At 32.7% G+C, this 16,779-nt stretch carries 17 protein-coding genes; 3 read left to right on the forward strand and 14 right to left on the reverse strand.

The features are described 5' to 3' along the window. Positions 1-96 precede the first annotated feature (96 nt). Positions 97-1,293 (forward strand): hypothetical protein, encoded by a 1,197-nt coding sequence (locus AAON49_RS02200; RefSeq protein ID WP_349552310.1) that lies wholly within the window; start codon positions 97-99, stop codon positions 1,291-1,293. A gap of 3 nt (positions 1,294-1,296) precedes the next feature. Here AAON49_RS02200 and AAON49_RS02205 read toward each other — a convergent pair whose 3' ends face one another. From AAON49_RS02205 to AAON49_RS02235, 7 genes are read right to left on the reverse strand one after another with little or no spacing between them, the layout of a single operon-like run. Beyond that, entirely contained in the window at positions 1,297-1,569 is a 273-nt protein-coding gene (locus tag AAON49_RS02205; protein ID WP_349552312.1) for a hypothetical protein, read from the reverse strand. 1 nt (position 1,570) lies between these two features. Then, the gene (locus AAON49_RS02210) at positions 1,571-1,846 is read right to left on the reverse strand and encodes an ATP-dependent Clp protease adaptor ClpS (protein WP_349552314.1); all 276 of its coding nucleotides are present in this window, start codon (positions 1,844-1,846) and stop codon (positions 1,571-1,573) included. A gap of 19 nt (positions 1,847-1,865) precedes the next feature. Beyond that, complete coding sequence (gene prmA, locus AAON49_RS02215) at positions 1,866-2,699, reverse strand: 50S ribosomal protein L11 methyltransferase (RefSeq protein ID WP_349552315.1); 834 nt, start codon at positions 2,697-2,699, stop codon at positions 1,866-1,868. Next, positions 2,700-3,110: a hypothetical protein gene (locus tag AAON49_RS02220; protein ID WP_349552317.1), complete on the reverse strand. Its 411-nt coding sequence runs from the start codon at positions 3,108-3,110 to the stop codon at positions 2,700-2,702. It abuts the gene before it with no gap. Further along, entirely contained in the window at positions 3,110-3,865 is a 756-nt protein-coding gene (gene tpiA / locus AAON49_RS02225) for a triose-phosphate isomerase (protein ID WP_349552318.1), read from the reverse strand. Before tpiA ends, AAON49_RS02220 begins: the two co-directional genes overlap by 1 nt. 32 nt (positions 3,866-3,897) lie before the next feature. Further along, positions 3,898-4,383, reverse strand: coding sequence for a TlpA family protein disulfide reductase (locus AAON49_RS02230; RefSeq protein ID WP_349552320.1), 486 nt, complete (start codon positions 4,381-4,383; stop codon positions 3,898-3,900). A gap of 2 nt (positions 4,384-4,385) precedes the next feature. After that, positions 4,386-5,462 (reverse strand): ABC transporter permease, encoded by a 1,077-nt coding sequence (locus tag AAON49_RS02235; protein WP_349552322.1) that lies wholly within the window; start codon positions 5,460-5,462, stop codon positions 4,386-4,388. Between the two features lie 74 nt (positions 5,463-5,536). Between AAON49_RS02235 and pyrF the strand changes: the two genes are divergently transcribed. Next, on the forward strand, positions 5,537-6,349 hold the full coding sequence (pyrF, locus tag AAON49_RS02240) for an orotidine-5'-phosphate decarboxylase (protein WP_349552324.1): 813 nt from the start codon (positions 5,537-5,539) through the stop codon (positions 6,347-6,349). 45 nt (positions 6,350-6,394) lie between these two features. On the opposite strand, the gene AAON49_RS02245 is transcribed toward pyrF, so the two are convergent. The 4 genes from AAON49_RS02245 to AAON49_RS02260 all read right to left on the reverse strand — a co-directional run bounded on the left by AAON49_RS02245 (position 6,395) and on the right by AAON49_RS02260 (position 13,340). Then, positions 6,395-7,198, reverse strand: coding sequence for a hypothetical protein (locus AAON49_RS02245; protein WP_349552326.1), 804 nt, complete (start codon positions 7,196-7,198; stop codon positions 6,395-6,397). 12 nt (positions 7,199-7,210) lie between these two features. Next, positions 7,211-8,656 carry a RagB/SusD family nutrient uptake outer membrane protein gene (locus tag AAON49_RS02250; RefSeq protein WP_349552328.1) on the reverse strand — a complete coding sequence of 482 codons (1,446 nt, stop codon included), beginning with the start codon at positions 8,654-8,656 and terminating at the stop codon, positions 7,211-7,213. Positions 8,657-8,667: 11 nt separating this feature from the next. Further along, complete coding sequence (locus AAON49_RS02255) at positions 8,668-11,589, reverse strand: SusC/RagA family TonB-linked outer membrane protein (RefSeq protein ID WP_349552330.1); 2,922 nt, start codon at positions 11,587-11,589, stop codon at positions 8,668-8,670. Between the two features lie 239 nt (positions 11,590-11,828). Further along, the gene (locus tag AAON49_RS02260) at positions 11,829-13,340 is read right to left on the reverse strand and encodes a helix-turn-helix domain-containing protein (protein ID WP_349552331.1); all 1,512 of its coding nucleotides are present in this window, start codon (positions 13,338-13,340) and stop codon (positions 11,829-11,831) included. A gap of 139 nt (positions 13,341-13,479) precedes the next feature. On the opposite strand from AAON49_RS02260, the gene AAON49_RS02265 reads away from it, so the two are divergent. Then, positions 13,480-14,256, forward strand: coding sequence for an ABC transporter substrate-binding protein (locus tag AAON49_RS02265; RefSeq protein ID WP_349552333.1), 777 nt, complete (start codon positions 13,480-13,482; stop codon positions 14,254-14,256). 10 nt (positions 14,257-14,266) lie between these two features. Here the strand turns inward: AAON49_RS02265 and AAON49_RS02270 are convergent, their stop codons facing one another. The 3 genes from AAON49_RS02270 to AAON49_RS02280 form a co-directional block, all read right to left on the reverse strand. Next, positions 14,267-15,877: a family 16 glycosylhydrolase gene (locus AAON49_RS02270; protein WP_349552334.1), complete on the reverse strand. Its 1,611-nt coding sequence runs from the start codon at positions 15,875-15,877 to the stop codon at positions 14,267-14,269. A 119-nt stretch (positions 15,878-15,996) separates the two neighbouring features. After that, positions 15,997-16,164, reverse strand: a complete 168-nt coding sequence (locus AAON49_RS02275; protein WP_349552335.1) for a C1orf53 family protein — start codon at positions 16,162-16,164, stop codon at positions 15,997-15,999. 69 nt (positions 16,165-16,233) lie between these two features. Then, positions 16,234-16,773, reverse strand: coding sequence for a DUF4136 domain-containing protein (locus AAON49_RS02280; protein WP_349552337.1), 540 nt, complete (start codon positions 16,771-16,773; stop codon positions 16,234-16,236). Positions 16,774-16,779: the final 6 nt, after the last annotated feature.

Consider the following 16,779-nt stretch of genomic DNA (forward strand, 5'->3'; position numbering starts at 1 on the left):
GTGCAGATAAGATATTTTATTGATTTTTGTTAGATAGTGAATTTAAAAGATGAACATAAGGCTCTTAATACCTGCTTGTCTCTGATTGAGAAAAAATTGGAGTGGGGATCTTCTTCTGAGTGGCATAATGACATGTTTTTAGAACTCAGTGAAATCATTCAACAAAAGACAGGAATCTTATTAAGCCCAACTACTCTAAAAAGAGTTTGGGGAAGAGTGCACTATGAAAGTTCTCCTAGTATTAGTACTTTGAATACACTCGCTCAGTTTATCGATTATAAAAACTGGAGAGATTTTAAACTAAACGCTAACATTTCTAAACCATCATTTTTTGAAAAGAAGGTTGTACCCTATTTGAGTATTATAGTACCTAGCGCTGCTGTATTAACTCTGGTTTTTATTTCACTTTTTTCAATGACAAATTTGAGTAATGCAGATACAGAGAAAGATTTTTCAAATGTTGTTTTTAAAAGTCAGCCAGTAACTGAAGGTTTGCCAAACTCTGTAGTTTTTAATTTTGATTTAGATGGAATTGAATCTGATAGTATATACATACAACAGTTTTGGGATAAAACTAAGACTATCAAGCTCTATAAAGGACAAACACAAGCTACAGGTATTTATTATTTCCCTGGATATTTTAGATCTAAACTTTTGGTTGAAGGAAAAATCATCAAAGAGCATGATCTTTTTATCAAGTCTAATGGCTGGTCTGGAACACTAGATTACGATCCAGTTCCTAAGTATTTTACTAACAAAGATATTTTCTCAGATCAAAAACTTTCTTTTCCTAAAATAGCGTTTGACGAAATTACCAACCTTAAAGAACCGATTATTTCTTCTTTTCATCTTATACAAGATTTCAATGCTTCTGGCGACAATATATCTATTACATCTAAGGTTAAAAGTTCATATAGTGATAAATGGGCTGTTTGCCAGACTCTAAGAGTTGTTATTTTAGGGTCAAAAGGTGCTATGATTATTCCTTTTACTCAAAAAGGATGTATCTCAGACATCAGTTTACTGTTGAATGATTTGTATTTGAATGGAAAGAAACATGATCTTTCTAATTTTGGGGTAGATCTGTCTTACTTTAGAGATATTGCCATTAGAGTAAAAGGCAAAAATGTAACTATTGAAGTTGACAAGGAATTGATATATTCTGGTAATTACAATGAGTCTATTGGTAGGTTTGTAGGAATAAGATATCGCTTTTTAGGAGCCGGGGAAGTAGAAAATCTATCGATACTAAATCTAGAGAGTAATAAAGAAATTATTCGACAAGGTTTATAGTTTTTATTCAAAATATCTTCTGATGGCAATCCTATGTGCTGGATTACTTTTATCATAGTTAGTGACTATACGCTCTACAATTTCGGGTGAAGATTTCCCAATTTCTTTTTTACTGGCGTATTTAGACACGTATAGGTTGTAGGATTCTTTTTCTTTTTCGAAAATCAGAAAATGTTCTGAATTCAATTCACTAAAGGCAATTTCATTTCCTGAGAATGTATCGGATTCATCTTTTAAGAAAGAAGAAAACTCGAAGTACTTAAATACGTTTTCCATGTTAGACTAGTTCGGCAGAAAGGCCTAACTCTAAGAGTTTAGAGCATCTTGGTTTTAAATCCTTTAGTTCGCCTGTTTTAACGGTACATTTTCCTTTAAAATGAACCAACCAAGTACATTGTTCTGCTTGTTCTGTACTATGGTCACAAACATTAATCAAAGAATTGATAACAAAATCAAATGTATTTACGTCATCATTATACAAAACAATTTCGTGTTGATTTACTTCTTGTTCTAGTACATCAACCTCTTCTTGTATCTTTTCTCTCGTACTCATAAATACGAATTTATAAACTTTACTTTAAATATTTGAGTGCCACCCAATTATTTCTCTCAATTTTTTTATTAAAGGTTAAGCTATACTTAGAAACTTCTTCATTAATTGTAGGAATATCTTCTTCGTAAAATCCACTTAACAATAAAACTCCATCTTCGTTTAGGCAATCTGTGTAGGTTTTCATATCAGCCAGTAAAATATTTCGGTTGATATTGGCAATAATTACATCATAATTTCTTTCTTTCAGAAGAGAAGAGTCACCTTCATAAACGTTGATATGATTGCATTTATTTCGTTCTGCATTTTCAAGAGAATTTTCATAACACCAAGAATCGATATCAATAGCATCAATAGGTTTAGCTCCTTTCATTTCAGCAAAAATTGCTAAAATACCTGTTCCGCATCCCATGTCTAATACTTTTTTATTCTGTAAGTCAAGTTCTAAAAGATGTTGAATCATCATATGAGTTGTTTCATGATGCCCAGTTCCAAAACTCATTTTTGGTTCTATAACAATCTCATATTTAAGATTTGGATTTTCATGAAAAGGAGCTCTAATACTTACTAAATCATCAACTTGAATGGGTTTAAAATTCTTTTCCCATTCTGCATTCCAATTGGTTTGTTCTACTTCTTTTAGTTGATGTTTGATTTCAAAATCTTGAGAGCTTAGGATAAAAACATCCTCTAAAATATTGGAGTTCCAGTCTTTCTTTTGAATATAGGCCACAACTCCTTCATCGTTCTCTACAAAGCTTTCAAAACCTGCAAACCCTAATTGAGCAATTAGAATCTCAGTTGCTGGTTCTTTGGGATTTACTTGAAAAGTATATTCGATATAAATTGCATCCATTTAGGATAAATTTTCTTGGGTTCTTAGTTTGCTAATAAATTCAGTTCCGCAACTTAATTTTTTGGCTATCGGTGATTTAGATTTTACAACTCTCCAAAATGGTGTAATTTCTTCTAAAGTTGCTCCTTTTTGATGATTTTCAATGGCTACTTCAGATACTATTCTTAGAAAGATGCTAGTTGTTACGGGACAAGTCATTTCTGCATCATACTCAGCAGCTAAATCTTTTCGCATTGTTTGCACATCTACTTCTACTCCGGCAGGAATATGATTTACATAAGCATCTATAATCTTAGGAGTTGCAATAAACATTTTGGTTCCTTCTGGCATATCAGCAAATCTCTTCTCAATTACTTTAACTAAGTGAGGTTTATCTGAATTAAACTTTTCTTGCCAGGTTTTTTTAGCCATTAAATTGCTTTTATGATCGCTGTAAAGTCTTCTGCTTTTAATGAAGCTCCTCCAATCAATCCACCATCTACATCTTCTTTAGAAAAAATCTCTTCAGCATTGTTTGGTTTTACACTTCCTCCGTATAAAATAGAAACATCATTTGCTAACTCTGCACCATATTTATCAGCAATTAAACTTCTTATAAATGCATGCATCTCTTGTGCTTGTTCTGGACTCGCAGTTTCGCCTGTTCCAATAGCCCACACAGGTTCATATGCTAATACTATATTCTTCCATTCAGTAGCTGTTAGATCGAATAAAACGTTTTTCAATTGACTTTCAACTACATTGAAATGATTATCTGATTTTCTATCTTCTAGCAACTCACCAAAGCAAAAAACAATTTCTAAATCATTTTCTAATGCTGCTTTCACTTTTTCAGTTAACATTGCGTCATCTTCGCCGAAATAAGTTCTTCTTTCAGAATGACCTAGAATCACAGTTTTAATTCCAATTGAAGTCAACATACTTCCAGAAATTTCTCCAGTAAAGGCACCATTTTTTGCTTGATGCATATTTTGAGCAGAGACTTCTATAATTGAATTGTTTACTGCGTTTTGGGCTAATGAAAGATTTACAAATGTTGGTGCTATAATTACCCTTGCTTCTGTATTTAATCCTTCAATAGCTATTTTTAAATTGTTGATTAGTTGCTGAGTTTCTTCAGCATTATTATTCATTTTCCAGTTACCTGCAACAATATTTTTTCTCATAATCTAGTTTGATTTTTAGTATGGCTAAAGTACTATTTTTTAAAGGCTTCCAAGATGTTTTTATCGGTAATTTTTGTGGCTTTAAATAAACTTATTTCTCCCGATTCGTTAACCACTATATATCGTGGAATCCACCAAAGTCTTAAAAATTTACCTAAAGCTCCTTTTTTTTCTTGCGGCATCAAATAATGATCTCCTTTTATTTGATAATTATCTATTGCTCTTTTCCAATTTCTTTTTGATTTATCAATAGATAAAAACAAATATTGAACTTCAGGATTATCATTTTGAAGTTGCTTTAAATTTGGTAAGCCTTTGATACAATCACCACACCAAGACGCCCATACATCTATTAATACTTTTTTGCCTTTATATTTTTTTAATACTTGCTGAAAAGTAGTTGTAGTTCCATCCTTAGACAACAAGGTTTCTTGCAAAGCTTCTTCAGAAAAATGAGCAGGATTTTTAGAACAACTTAATAAAAGCAACAAACATACAAATAGTGATATTTTTTTCATCTTTATTGCAATCTAATTCTTGGATCTAACCAACTGTATATAATATCTACCAGAATATTTATAATAATAAACAAAGTAGCTATTACCAATACACTACCCATAATTACAGGTAAATCTAAATTATTTAATGAGTCTACAATTTCTTTACCTAAACCATTCCAATTAAATATATACTCAACAAACACTGCACCAGCCAACATGGATGCAAACCATCCAGAAATTGCTGTAACTACTGGGTTTAGAGCATTTTTTAATGCATGTTTTTTGATTACCTGATAAGAATTAAGACCTTTTGCTTTGGCTGTTCTTACATAATCCATACTTAAAACTTCTAGTAATGAATTTCTCATAAGTTGAATGACTACTGCCAATGGTCTAATTCCTAATACAACTGCTGGTAAAATTAAATTCTTCCATTGGATATACACTCCTTCACCAAAATCATCAACAACATATAAACTTCCTGTCATTTCTAGATTGGTAAATTCGTGTAAAACAAAACCAAAAAACCAAGCAAATAAAATTGCTGAAAAGAATGAAGGCACACTCATTCCTAAAGTGCTAATTACTGCCACTATTCTATCAAACCAAGTATCTTTAAAAAGAGCAGATAAAACTCCAAATATGACCCCAAGTATTACTGCAATTACAATTGCTGAAATAGCCAGAACAGCAGTATTAGGCATTGTTTCTGAGATTACTTGTGAAACTTTTTTTCCATTTTTCTGAAAAGATTCTCTTAGATAAGGATATTTTAAAACTATATCTGTATTTCCTAGTGAGAATAATGCTTGGTATGAATACTTTCCTTCTTCTAGAAACGTATAATCATCTGCTTTTTTTGAATGAAATGAAACGGGAGATAAATCATTTAAATAGTAGAAATATTGTCTTGTTTTAGATTGATCAAAACCATACTTTTTTCTAATATTAGCTAACTGCTCTGAATCTTCACGTTGATCTAACATCATTCTAGCTGGATCTCCTGGCAGAATATTGAACAGTAAAAAAATAACTGTAACAACACCAAACAAGGTTAAGAATCCATAAAAAACTTTACTCGCTATATATCTAATCATGAAGAAATGCTCTCAAACAAAGATAACAGAAAGTCTTAAAAATATGTACCTTTGCTCAACTTTTAAATCAATTCATGACTTCAACAGAAATCTTCTCACAAATTCAAAAAAAGAAATCGTTTTTGTGCATAGGTTTAGATGTAGATCTTCAAAAAATTCCATCTTTTTTATTAGAAAAGGAAGATCCAATTTTCGAATTTAACAAGGCCATTATAGAGGCAACTCATCATCTTTGTGTAGCTTATAAACCCAACACGGCTTTTTACGAAGCATACGGAATTAAGGGTTGGAAAGCGTTAGAGAAAACCATCAATTATTTGAATGAGAATTACCCTGAGATCTTTACGATTGCGGATGCTAAAAGAGGAGATATTGGAAATACCTCTACCATGTATGCAAAAGCCTTTTTTGAAGACTTATCATTTGACAGTGTCACTGTAGCGCCTTATATGGGTAAAGATTCTGTAGAACCTTTTCTAGCTTTTGAGAATAAGCATACGATACTATTAGCTCTAACTTCCAATCAAGGTGCTTTTGATTTTCAAACCAAACAGATTAATTCTAAAGAGTTATATAAGCAAGTATTGGAGACTTCAAAAACTTGGGCTAATTCTGAAAATCTAATGTATGTTGTTGGAGCAACAAAGGCCGAATTTTTAGCTGACATCCGTCAAATTGTTCCCAACTCATTTTTATTAGTTCCTGGTGTTGGCGCTCAAGGAGGAAATCTACAAGATGTTTGCAAATATGGAATGAATCACCAAGTTGGTCTGCTCATCAATTCATCAAGAGGTATTATTTACGCTTCTAATCGTGAAGATTTTGCAGCTGCAGCCGCTAATAAAGCTTCAGAACTCCAGATACAAATGGCTGAAATTTTACGATAAAAAAAGCCCGCGATATAAATATCGCGAGCCTTCTACATGAGAACTCTAATTAGCAGTTAATGTAACATCAACTGTAAAAGGATTCGTAAATAAAGCTTGTGTTAGGGTATAGGTAAAAATATCTCCACAAGAGTCATAAGACCCTGAACCTCCTGTTGCATATCCAGCGGCTCCAATAACATCTATCGTTAAATCGTTGTTTATAACTATGGTGGCTGGGTATACAAAAGCTCCGTTAAAACCTGCGTTACCTGTTGCCCATCCTACAAAGTCTGGACCCCATGCAGAATCTATAGTGTATCTATTTGTAGTTCCAGGAACTGGAGTTAACATTGCTGTGTACGATGGTGCATCTGCATTGAATGCTCTTACAGTAGCTGTGTAAGAAGATGCCGGAGTTGGTACACAATCGTCATCAACCACGGTGACTACTACAGAGTTAAAACGAACTCCTTCGCCGCCTAAACCAACTCCAACATCTGTGTTAGAAAGTGTTATTGTAACTTCAGCATCTCCATTTACCAAGTTATCATCAACAGGAACCAATTCTATGTTTGCAGAAAACTCTCCTGCTGGAATTTCTACAGTACCGTTTTGTGTAATTGCATATCTATCTGGAGATTGCGAGGTAACTGTAAAGCTTACAGAAAGTCCATTACTATTATTGGAAGCTGCTAATACAACTGGAATTGTCAAGGTATTAGATTCTGGAATAGAAGCAGATTCGCTTTCGAATTGCACCCATCTAGAATTCTGATATGATGGTGTATCTATTTCTGTATCATTTTCGCAACCAAAAAAGGTTACTGAAATGAGTATTATTAAAGATAGTATTCTAATGTTTTTCATAATCTTCAGTTTTTAGTTTGAATAGCCTGGAGCTTGTGTGATATTTGGATTCACATCCGTTTCTGCAACTGGAACTGGGAACAACCAAAAATTAGAATTTGAAGGAATTGTAAGTGTACAATTTGTACAGCTTTCTTCTTGAATTCTTACCATGTCTGATTGCCATCTTTTAAGATCATGCCAATAGTGTCCTTCAAAAGCCAACTCTTTTCTTCTTTCATCTCTAATGGCTTGTCTTAAACTACTACCTGAAAGAGAAACAGATCCTAAACCTCTTGCAGCTCTTAATGTGTTTAAATCATTCAATGCATTTCCTTCATTTCCGCTTTCAAAATAAGCTTCCATCCTATTTAAAATCACTTCTGAATATCGGAAAGGCATAATTTCTACAACTCCAGATTGATTGATTGCAGGATTGTCTCTAAACTTAATTACCGTATTTCTCACTTGTCCGTCTGAACTAGATTGAATAGGGTTATAGTAAACGCTTCTTCTATAATCACCAGCTTCATATAAGTCTAGTACTTCTTGAGTAACAATGTAGTCTTGTCTTATTGTATTTACTGGAAATAAATACGTCCATGAAAATTGATTTGCCCCATCTACTGGCGTAACTGCTATTTTCCAGATTAGTTCGCTTCCAGATGAATTTGTCCAGAAACTATTATAAGTGCCAGCATTATTAATTAATGAAACACCACTTACATTATTGGCTGCATTAATTGCTTCTGTATAGTTCTCTGTATACAAATACACTCTTGACAGTAGCGCATATACCATGTTTCGATTGACACGAGTTTTATCGCTTTCATCTCCATCTAAAAGACCTAAAGCCGTGTTCAAATCGCTTGTAATTAAATTCAACACTTCTTGTACTGAACTTCTTGGTTGCGGATCAGTACTTGGAATAATTTGAGCCGGAGGAATAGGAACTCCAAATTCTGAAGTTGGATTTGTCATTCGCTCTCCATAGACTCTTAACAAATCAAAGTAAGCCAAAGCTCTTAAAGCATGTGCTTCTCCTGTAATTTGATCTTTTCTAGCTATATCTGGATCATTAAGATTATTATAATCTGGCATTGCAACAATAATGGGATTTACATTTCCAATGATTGAGTATACTCTGTTCCAAACATCATCTACTGTTTGTGTTGCAGAGTTAAAATCATAACGATACATAAAGGCGTAAATACCATTGTTGATTGCTGTAATAGAAGCATTACCTGTCATAATATCTCCAAGAGCCGTGAAAGTTCCTGTATAATACAATCCACTTCTAAACCTACTGTAAGCTCCTAATAAAGTTGCCTCGGCATTTGCTACACTTGATACGGCCAATTCTAAATCTACTTGATCAGAAGGTGCAGTATCTAATACGTCTTCACTACATGACTGAAAAACAAGAAGCCATGTCAGAGTGATAATTTTTGCAATATGTAATATCTTATTATTCTTCATTTTTCTTGTTTTTAAAGTTTAACATTGAGTCCTAGCATATAGATTTTAGCTAATGGATAGCTAAATCCATCAAACCTTTGATTTAATTCTGGATCTAAACCTTTGTATTTTGTGAACGTGAGTAAGTTTTGACCTTGCACATACATTCTTAATCCACCAAGACCAATCTTCTTTGCTACTGTATTGGGTAGGTTATACGATAGGGTTAGCGTTTTTAATCTCATGAAAGAAGCATTCTCTAAAAGTCGTGTATCAAATTGTGATCCTTGCCCAGCTCTAGGAACATTGGTAATATCTCCAGGTTGCTGCCAAATATTTAACATATCTACACTCTGATTAAATCCAGAAAAGTTTGTGTTTTCAATAAAGAATCGAGTATTGTTAGAAACATATTTATCATATTGATATGAAAATCTAGCATCTAACTCAAAATCTTTGTATTTGAAATATGTGAAAAATCCTCCGTTGATAGGTGCATATTGACTTTTACCACTTAAAATCACAGAGTTGTTATCTACATCATATACATTGGTAATATTTCCATTCGCATCGTAATAGAGTGCATCTCCATTGGCTGGGTTTACTCCTGCAAATCGAACAATATACCAAGTACCATAAGCTTCACCGTCTCCAAACCAAGCACTTCCTAGATTTGGGTCTGAAATTCCAGTAACACCATTTCTATTATTTACTTTGTTTTTGTTGTATGAGAAGTTTCCTCCTAATTGAAATAAGAAATCATTTGTTCTTACTACATCTCCAGTCAATTGAATTTCTATTCCTGTATTGGTAACTTCATAATCTGTAGTGTTGGTATTCAAAACACCTCCACCTCCACCAGTGATTGTAGTACTTGGCGCGATAGGTTCTTGAAAAGCTAACTCAGTAGTTGCTTTGCGATATCCTTCTATGGTTCCTTTCAATCTCTTATCAAACATTTCAAAATCAACTCCAAGATTGATTCCTGCTACTTTTTCCCAACTTACACTAGGATCATTAAATGTGAAAGGACTTATCAATCCAGTATTTCCATTATACTGAGTTGTTGTTAATGTATTTAAACCTGCATATAATCCAGAACTCTGATTATTCCCTGTTAAACCATAAGATGCTCTTACTTTGGCGTAGTTTAACCAACTAGCATCCTCCATAAAATCTTCTTTTGATAAGACCCAAGAGACTCCAGCACTGTAAAACCAATCGAATCTATTGTTTACGTTAAAATCGCTATCGGCAGAATATGATACAGATCCTGTAAAGAAGTATTTTCCTTTTAGGTTGTAATCTGTATTGAAGAAATAGTTGATAAATGTTGCATTATCTTCCAAACCATTGGCATTAACAACATTTGCGTTTCCATCAATAACGTCTAAGTCTGGAAATAAAAAGTTTTGCACATCAACTCCTGCTGTTCTATTTCGGAATCTTTCAAAAGACATTCCTAAAATAAAATCGAGTTTATGATCATCATTAATTCTCCAATTATAGTCTAACTGATTGTTGATATTGATTGTATACGTTCTTGTATTTGTAAATAATAATTGACCATTGTTTTGCTGATCTCCTAAATTGGTACCCGGTCTAAAGAAACGTTTACGATCAAACTCTCTAAAGTCGATTCCAGCATTTGATTTCAATGAAAAGTTATCAGTGATTTTTGCTGTTCCAAAGATGTTACCTACTAGTTTTGTTTGTTCTCTAACATCTGAATTGATTCTTGTTTGCTCTAAAGCATTAAATCCAAAAACTTGATTTCCATTAATGGTTCCATCTGCGTTAAAAGGTTCAGAATCGGGTCTATTTAAAAACGCTTGAGTAACTGGGCTGTTTGTATTTACTCCAAAGTCATCAGCTACATCTTCTTGGGTAAATCCTATAGAAATATTGGTTCCAACATTCAACCATTCTTTTACATCACCTGATAGATTTACTCGAAAGCTAGATCTTTCTAAATCTGATCTTTCTAAAGTACCCTCTTGGTTAAAATAAGAAGCTGATAAATAATAATTGATTTTATCTGACGCTCCAGAAAAACTCAATTGATGTCTTTGAGACATGGAGTTTCTAAAGAATACATCTCTCCAATTTGTAGATTGATTAGCTACCTCATCTAATTGAGCTTGTGTGAATGTTCCAGGTGCCAGAATATTTCTAAACTGCCTGTATTGCAAAGCATTCATCATATCAATATTCGGGTCTGTTAGAGATGATACTCCTGTAGAGTAGTCATACTCTAATACTCCATCTCCTTTCTTTCCTTTTTTGGAAGTGATTAAGATAACACCATTTGCTCCTCTTGCTCCGTAAAGAGCTGTTGAAGATGGATCTTTTAAAACATCAACACTTTCAAAATCTGTTGCATTTAAAGCTCTGAAATCTCCAGCAGTAATTCTAACTCCATCTAAAATATAAATAGGTTCAGAACCTCCAGTTGGACTATTAATTCCTCGAATGTATATTTCAGATCTTGCTCCTGGATTTCCGTTTGTTGAAGTTGCGTTCAATCCTAAAGAATTTCCTTGAAACAACTGATCTAAGGAAGCAACAGGAACTCGTTCTAAAATCTGTTTGTCAATCTTTGTTGTGGCGCCAGTAACTGCTTCTTTCTTTTGCTTTCTAAAAGCGACTACAATTTCTTGAAGTAGGGTTTGTTCTTCTACCATCTTTAGATCGATTTTGGTTAGATTTCCTACTAAGCGCTCTTCAGTTTTATATCCAAGATAACTGAACACCAATGTTTGATCTGAAGAAGCTTGAATAGTATACTTTCCATCAAAATCTGTTTCGGTACCAATTGTGGTTCCTTTGATTATAACGGTTACTCCTACTAAAGGTTCAGAATCATCAGTGACAGTCCCTGAGATTGTTTTCTTTTGAGCGAAGCCTGATGCTGTAATAAACAACATCATGCATAAAATAATTTTTACTCTCATAAACTACATTTTTAGTTAAACAATTTGAATTAAGGTAAAAGCGTAGTTGAAAGAAAGTTGGCATTAATCAAGATTAGTATCTTAATGATGAAGTCAAAGTTTAATGGAATTAAGAAGCAAATTTTTCATAATGCCAAACTAACTAATTCAAATACATTTCGAAATAAATGTATCTGGTCATCTTTATGGGTAAAGCCTATCAAAGTTACCTCTTCCGATAAAAATTTACTTGTTTTTTCCTATCCTGAGAATCCTAATTGGATATATTGAACATAGTCGGAAGGTGTCATATTTGTTTCTGCCTTAAAAGCTTTGTTGAATGTCACCTTATTATTAAAACCAACATCATAAGCAATGTCAATAATATTCAAATTTCTATTGTAATCACTCTTTAGTATCTCTTTAGCTTCAGCTATTCGATACTTATTGATGAGATGAAAGAAGTTCATTTCAAAATGTTCATTAATCACCTGAGAAATATTATGTCTAGTTGTTCCTAATTCTTGAGCAAGGTCTTCGAGGTTTATATTATTCTTCTTGAAGATTTTATCTTCATTCAATAGCATTAGTAAGCGATCTTTTAATTCTTCAGAAAAACTAATGGTTAATCCAGATTTTTTATATTTCAATAATGATTTCTCATTAAATAGATATTTCTTACTAAACACTCTTGGATTAACGTAAGCAACATATCCTATATATAAAATTAGTAGTGCCATTAAAAGTACTTGTGGATACATTACAGTATCTGTACTTAATAATTTCATTTTTCTAAAAAACACAAAAGAGAAATATGAAAAACCAAATGTAAAATTTAGATATACTATATTTCTTTGCCATTTTATAATATAGGTTCGTCCTTTTTCTTTTTTATTGTTCTTATAAATCTTATAAGTTAAAAATGCATAAACAAATAGTGAGGTCAATCTAGCTAAATTCATTGTCAACATTTTAACAGGTGAACTACCTCCTTTATTGAATATCATTTGTAGCTTTTGTTCTTCCGTCAAAAAATATATTGGCAGTGTTAAAATTAAAACTAACAGAAATGGGGCTAAATGAAGTAAGTCTACCCATTTAAACCTATATCGTTCACTAATTCTTTTAAAATAGAAATATAGCAAAGGTCCAAAAAGAAACAAAAATGGGGCAGTAACATAAAATATCGTTGGCGAATTGTAATGATTTCTAGACATTAATACGGCTCCGCTTATACTAAATAAAGAGCAAGAGAATAGAAAAACACCTATTATTAGATTTGAAATTTGATCTCCTTTTCTACGAAGATTTAATACAACTGAAAGAAAAAAACCCATCAATCCACAAGAAAAAAGAGCTAATACAAAAAAGTTCATTTTAGGTAAATACTTATTTACTGCTTCTTTATATTCGTTTGATTCTTTAATCTCAAGAAAAGCTTTGTCTGTTAAAATCGATACATCTAATACTCTTTTGATAAACTTCTTAGCATAAAGAATAGATTTTTCTGGCTTTTTTAGATAAGCATAACCAATGGCTAGATTTTTTAAATCTTCATTGGTAAGATCTTCTTGTTTTCCTTCTATATTCTCTAATTCTTGAATTATATTTTGGACAAAAAGAGTTTCTGTCTTTACTAAATTTAGTTTGTAGAACCTATCTTTGTCTGCATTGAGATTAAAACGCGTGGAATCTGGGTTTACCCAGGCAAGGGCAAAAACTTTAGAGCACATAAGCACACCTAAGAACAATATGATATTCTTTGACTTCATACAAAATTTACTTCTTGAAAGTTAGCGTGCTTGGTCTTATAAAGTTAATTATTTTTTTACTTAAAAAAATGTTAATGAGTAATTCCCGATAATAACTTACCTCTAATTAACCTTAATTTTACGCCTTAAGTAACTAATAATGAGTAGCAATCATCCTTCGAAAAAAAACTATAAAAAAATCATTTCTTTGGTACCTTCGCAAACAGAACTACTGTATGACCTAGGTTTAGAAGAGCAGATTGTTGGAGTTACAAAGTTCTGTGTTCATCCTTTTCTTGCTAAACAAACAAAACAAATTGTGGGAGGAACTAAGAATATTAAAATTGATAGGATAAAAGCTCTTCAACCCGATATCATTCTTTGTAATAAGGAAGAAAACACAAAGGAAATTGTTGAAGAATGCCAAAAAATATGCACAGTTCATGTTTCCGACATTTTTACGTTGCAAGATGCTAAAAGTCTTATTGAAGAGTATGGGGTTCTTTTTAATAAGAGAACTGAAGCAAAGTCGATGATGAACAAGTTAGATTTTAAGGTTGCTGATTTCAAATCATTTATAAAGAATAAGCCTATACTAAAAGTTGCTTACTTCATTTGGAGAAATCCTTGGATGGTTGCTGCCAACAATACATTTATCAATCACTTATTGGAATTGAACAATTTTGAAAACATCTACAATAACAAAGAGAGATATCCCGAAGTAGCATTAAAGAAAATACGATTGGAGGGTGATCCTGATTTGGTTTTTCTTTCTTCAGAACCTTATCCTTTTAAAGAGGAACATGCATTTGAAATTGGTAGATGCACTCACCATGCAAAGACTGTATTTGTAGATGGTGAAATGTTTAGTTGGTATGGAAGCAGATTGCTAAAAGCTTTTGATTACTTCAAGCAGTTAAGAACGAGATTGGAATAAATAGGAATTCTTACTTTTTTAAGATTTCAAATGCTTTAACCCCATGTTTACTTTCAATTCTTACAATGTAAATTCCTGACTTATAATTTGAAAGGTCTTTACTTTCTACTTCTTTTGTTACTATAAATGAGTTCAGTTTTTGTCCTAAAAGCGAGTATATTGTTACTTTAGATCCTATCAATTCATTGGTAAGCTTAAGTTTTAATTCATTAGCAACAGGGTTTGGAAACACTGTTACTTTATCTAATTCAGCAATACTTTCTTCGTCTACAGATAATGGACTTTCTTGATATACTCTGATGTAATCTATTTCCATAGAACTTTCAACAAAACTTGCTTCAATGCTAGGCAATATTGCTACATTAAACAATAAGTATTGAGGAGCATCAAAAGGCCAAGTATTGGCATCCTTCACTGGTGGATTATACGTATAATGCTCTACATCATCAACGCTAAAAACCATTTTCTCATTGGTCCATTCCAAAGCATACACATGAAATGCTGTAGAAGCCGTAGGAATTGTTTGGCCACCTAAATTCACTGTTCCTCCATGGCTAGAAGGTGTATGCATAGCACTTTGCACATAATTTTGATTATGTCCCCAATGCTCCATAATATCAATCTCACCACAAGCAGGCCAAGGTGTAGTACCATGAGTAGGTTCCCAATATCCTCCAGGTTCAGTAATATTTTGTCCTAACATCCATAGAGCTGGCCAAGTTCCAACTCCTGTAGGTAGTTTTGCTTTTATTTCTACCCTTCCGTAAGTAAATGCAACTTTAGAATTTAGTCTTGCTGATGTATATTCTTTTGTTTGTCCTTGATCGGTAAAAGTTTCTTTTTTTGCTACAATATATAAGACTCCATTATCTATATAAGAATTCTCTAACCTATTAGTATAATGTTGTATTTCTCCATTGTACCAGCTTGTTCCATTAGGTAGCTGTGTTTGATGATGCCATTTACTCGCATCTAGTGCACCATCAGTATTAAACTCATCAGACCAAATTAAATTGTCAAATACAGGATCTGTTCCGCTTCCAATAGTTCCATCATACAAGAAATCATCTATATAAGCAACTACATGATCGTTGTTATTTTCACCATTAACTTGAATTAGTACTCTATTAAAATCTGTTCTTGTTGTAGGTGCAGCAGAATTTGGATCTAAATTGACATAGGAATCATTCTCAAAATCAAACGTAACAGTTTGCCATTGATTTAAGTTTATTGTTTTGATAATCTCACTTTGGGTACTCCATGGTTGAGCCAACGTTCCGTCTTGAAGTTTAAGTGAAACTTGATTGTTCTGACTTCCAGTTAAAGAGCTAGAAGAAACATATATTTTAAACGAAAAAGTGTGATTTGTAGACAGATTAAAATTATCAGAAACATCAAATCTAATATTTGCATACTGCCCCCCACTATCGGAATACTCTAAAACAGTAGCTGAGTTATTATCTCCGTTTTGAAATGGATTTGTAAAGCTTGTATTGATTCCACAATCGTCACCAAACCAATTATTAATGGTTCCACTTCCTTCAAAATCATCTTCTACAGTTTGTTGTGAGAATCCATAAAATGAAGATATCAATAATAGTAAGAGTAATCCTTTCTGCATGTGCTAAATATGTGTAATTCTTTATTGAGCACAAGATAGAGACATATTTACCTAAAATTAGAAAAATTGACCCCTACAAAAACCAAACAATTATAAAATAGTAAGAAGAAAAGTTATAATTATTGTTTAAAACTATTGGTCTTTTTATCATATCCATAAGGACAATGTTTGCATCCGCTTTGACAACAATGGCCTCTTTTTAAGTGATATTTTTCTGTGAATACTTTGAAGCCTTGTTCGTTCAAGTAGTAATCTTCTTCAGTAAGTTCGATGCGTTTGTTGTACATGAGGCAAAAATAGAATTAATCTATCAAAAAAAACACTCTACTGAAGATTCTGTAGAGTGCTTTCACTTTTTATTCTTGTCCTGGGGGATATTTAGATAAAATTTGTTTGACAAATTCTTTAATCCGAGCTTCTTTCTTTTGCGGGTTCTTCATTCTCATGGCTCCTGATCCTATCCCTTGCCAAACTAGTTCATTGTTGGTCTTGTCTATCAAATCAATAAATAAGGTTCCTTCTGTATACTGATTAACATTGATATTGTTATAACCATTAAACCATGGGTTATAACCCCAACCCCAGCCCCAGCCCCAAGCTAGATTGTTGTTTCTAACATTTATGCGTTGCCTAGATTTTGTGTAAATACTTACCAAAACATCTGGGTTCTTAGATTTAGTAAAGCCTTTAGCAAGTAATTCTGCCTCAATAGCCCTCATAATTCTTTTCTTATCTAAATCAGAAACAGAAGCTTTATCTATTCCTTTCTTATAAAATGCAAAAGTTTTGTACTGAGAAAAATTTGCTTTGGTATCATAATCCGTAGAAACTCTTAAAGTACTACAGGAAGTAAGGGTCACAAGAATGATTAGAGATGTAAATCTTAACAACTTCATGGTTAC

Origin of the sequence: Pseudotenacibaculum sp. MALMAid0570, from assembly GCF_040151415.1 — a bacterium.
GTDB lineage: Bacteria > Bacteroidota > Bacteroidia > Flavobacteriales > Flavobacteriaceae > Polaribacter.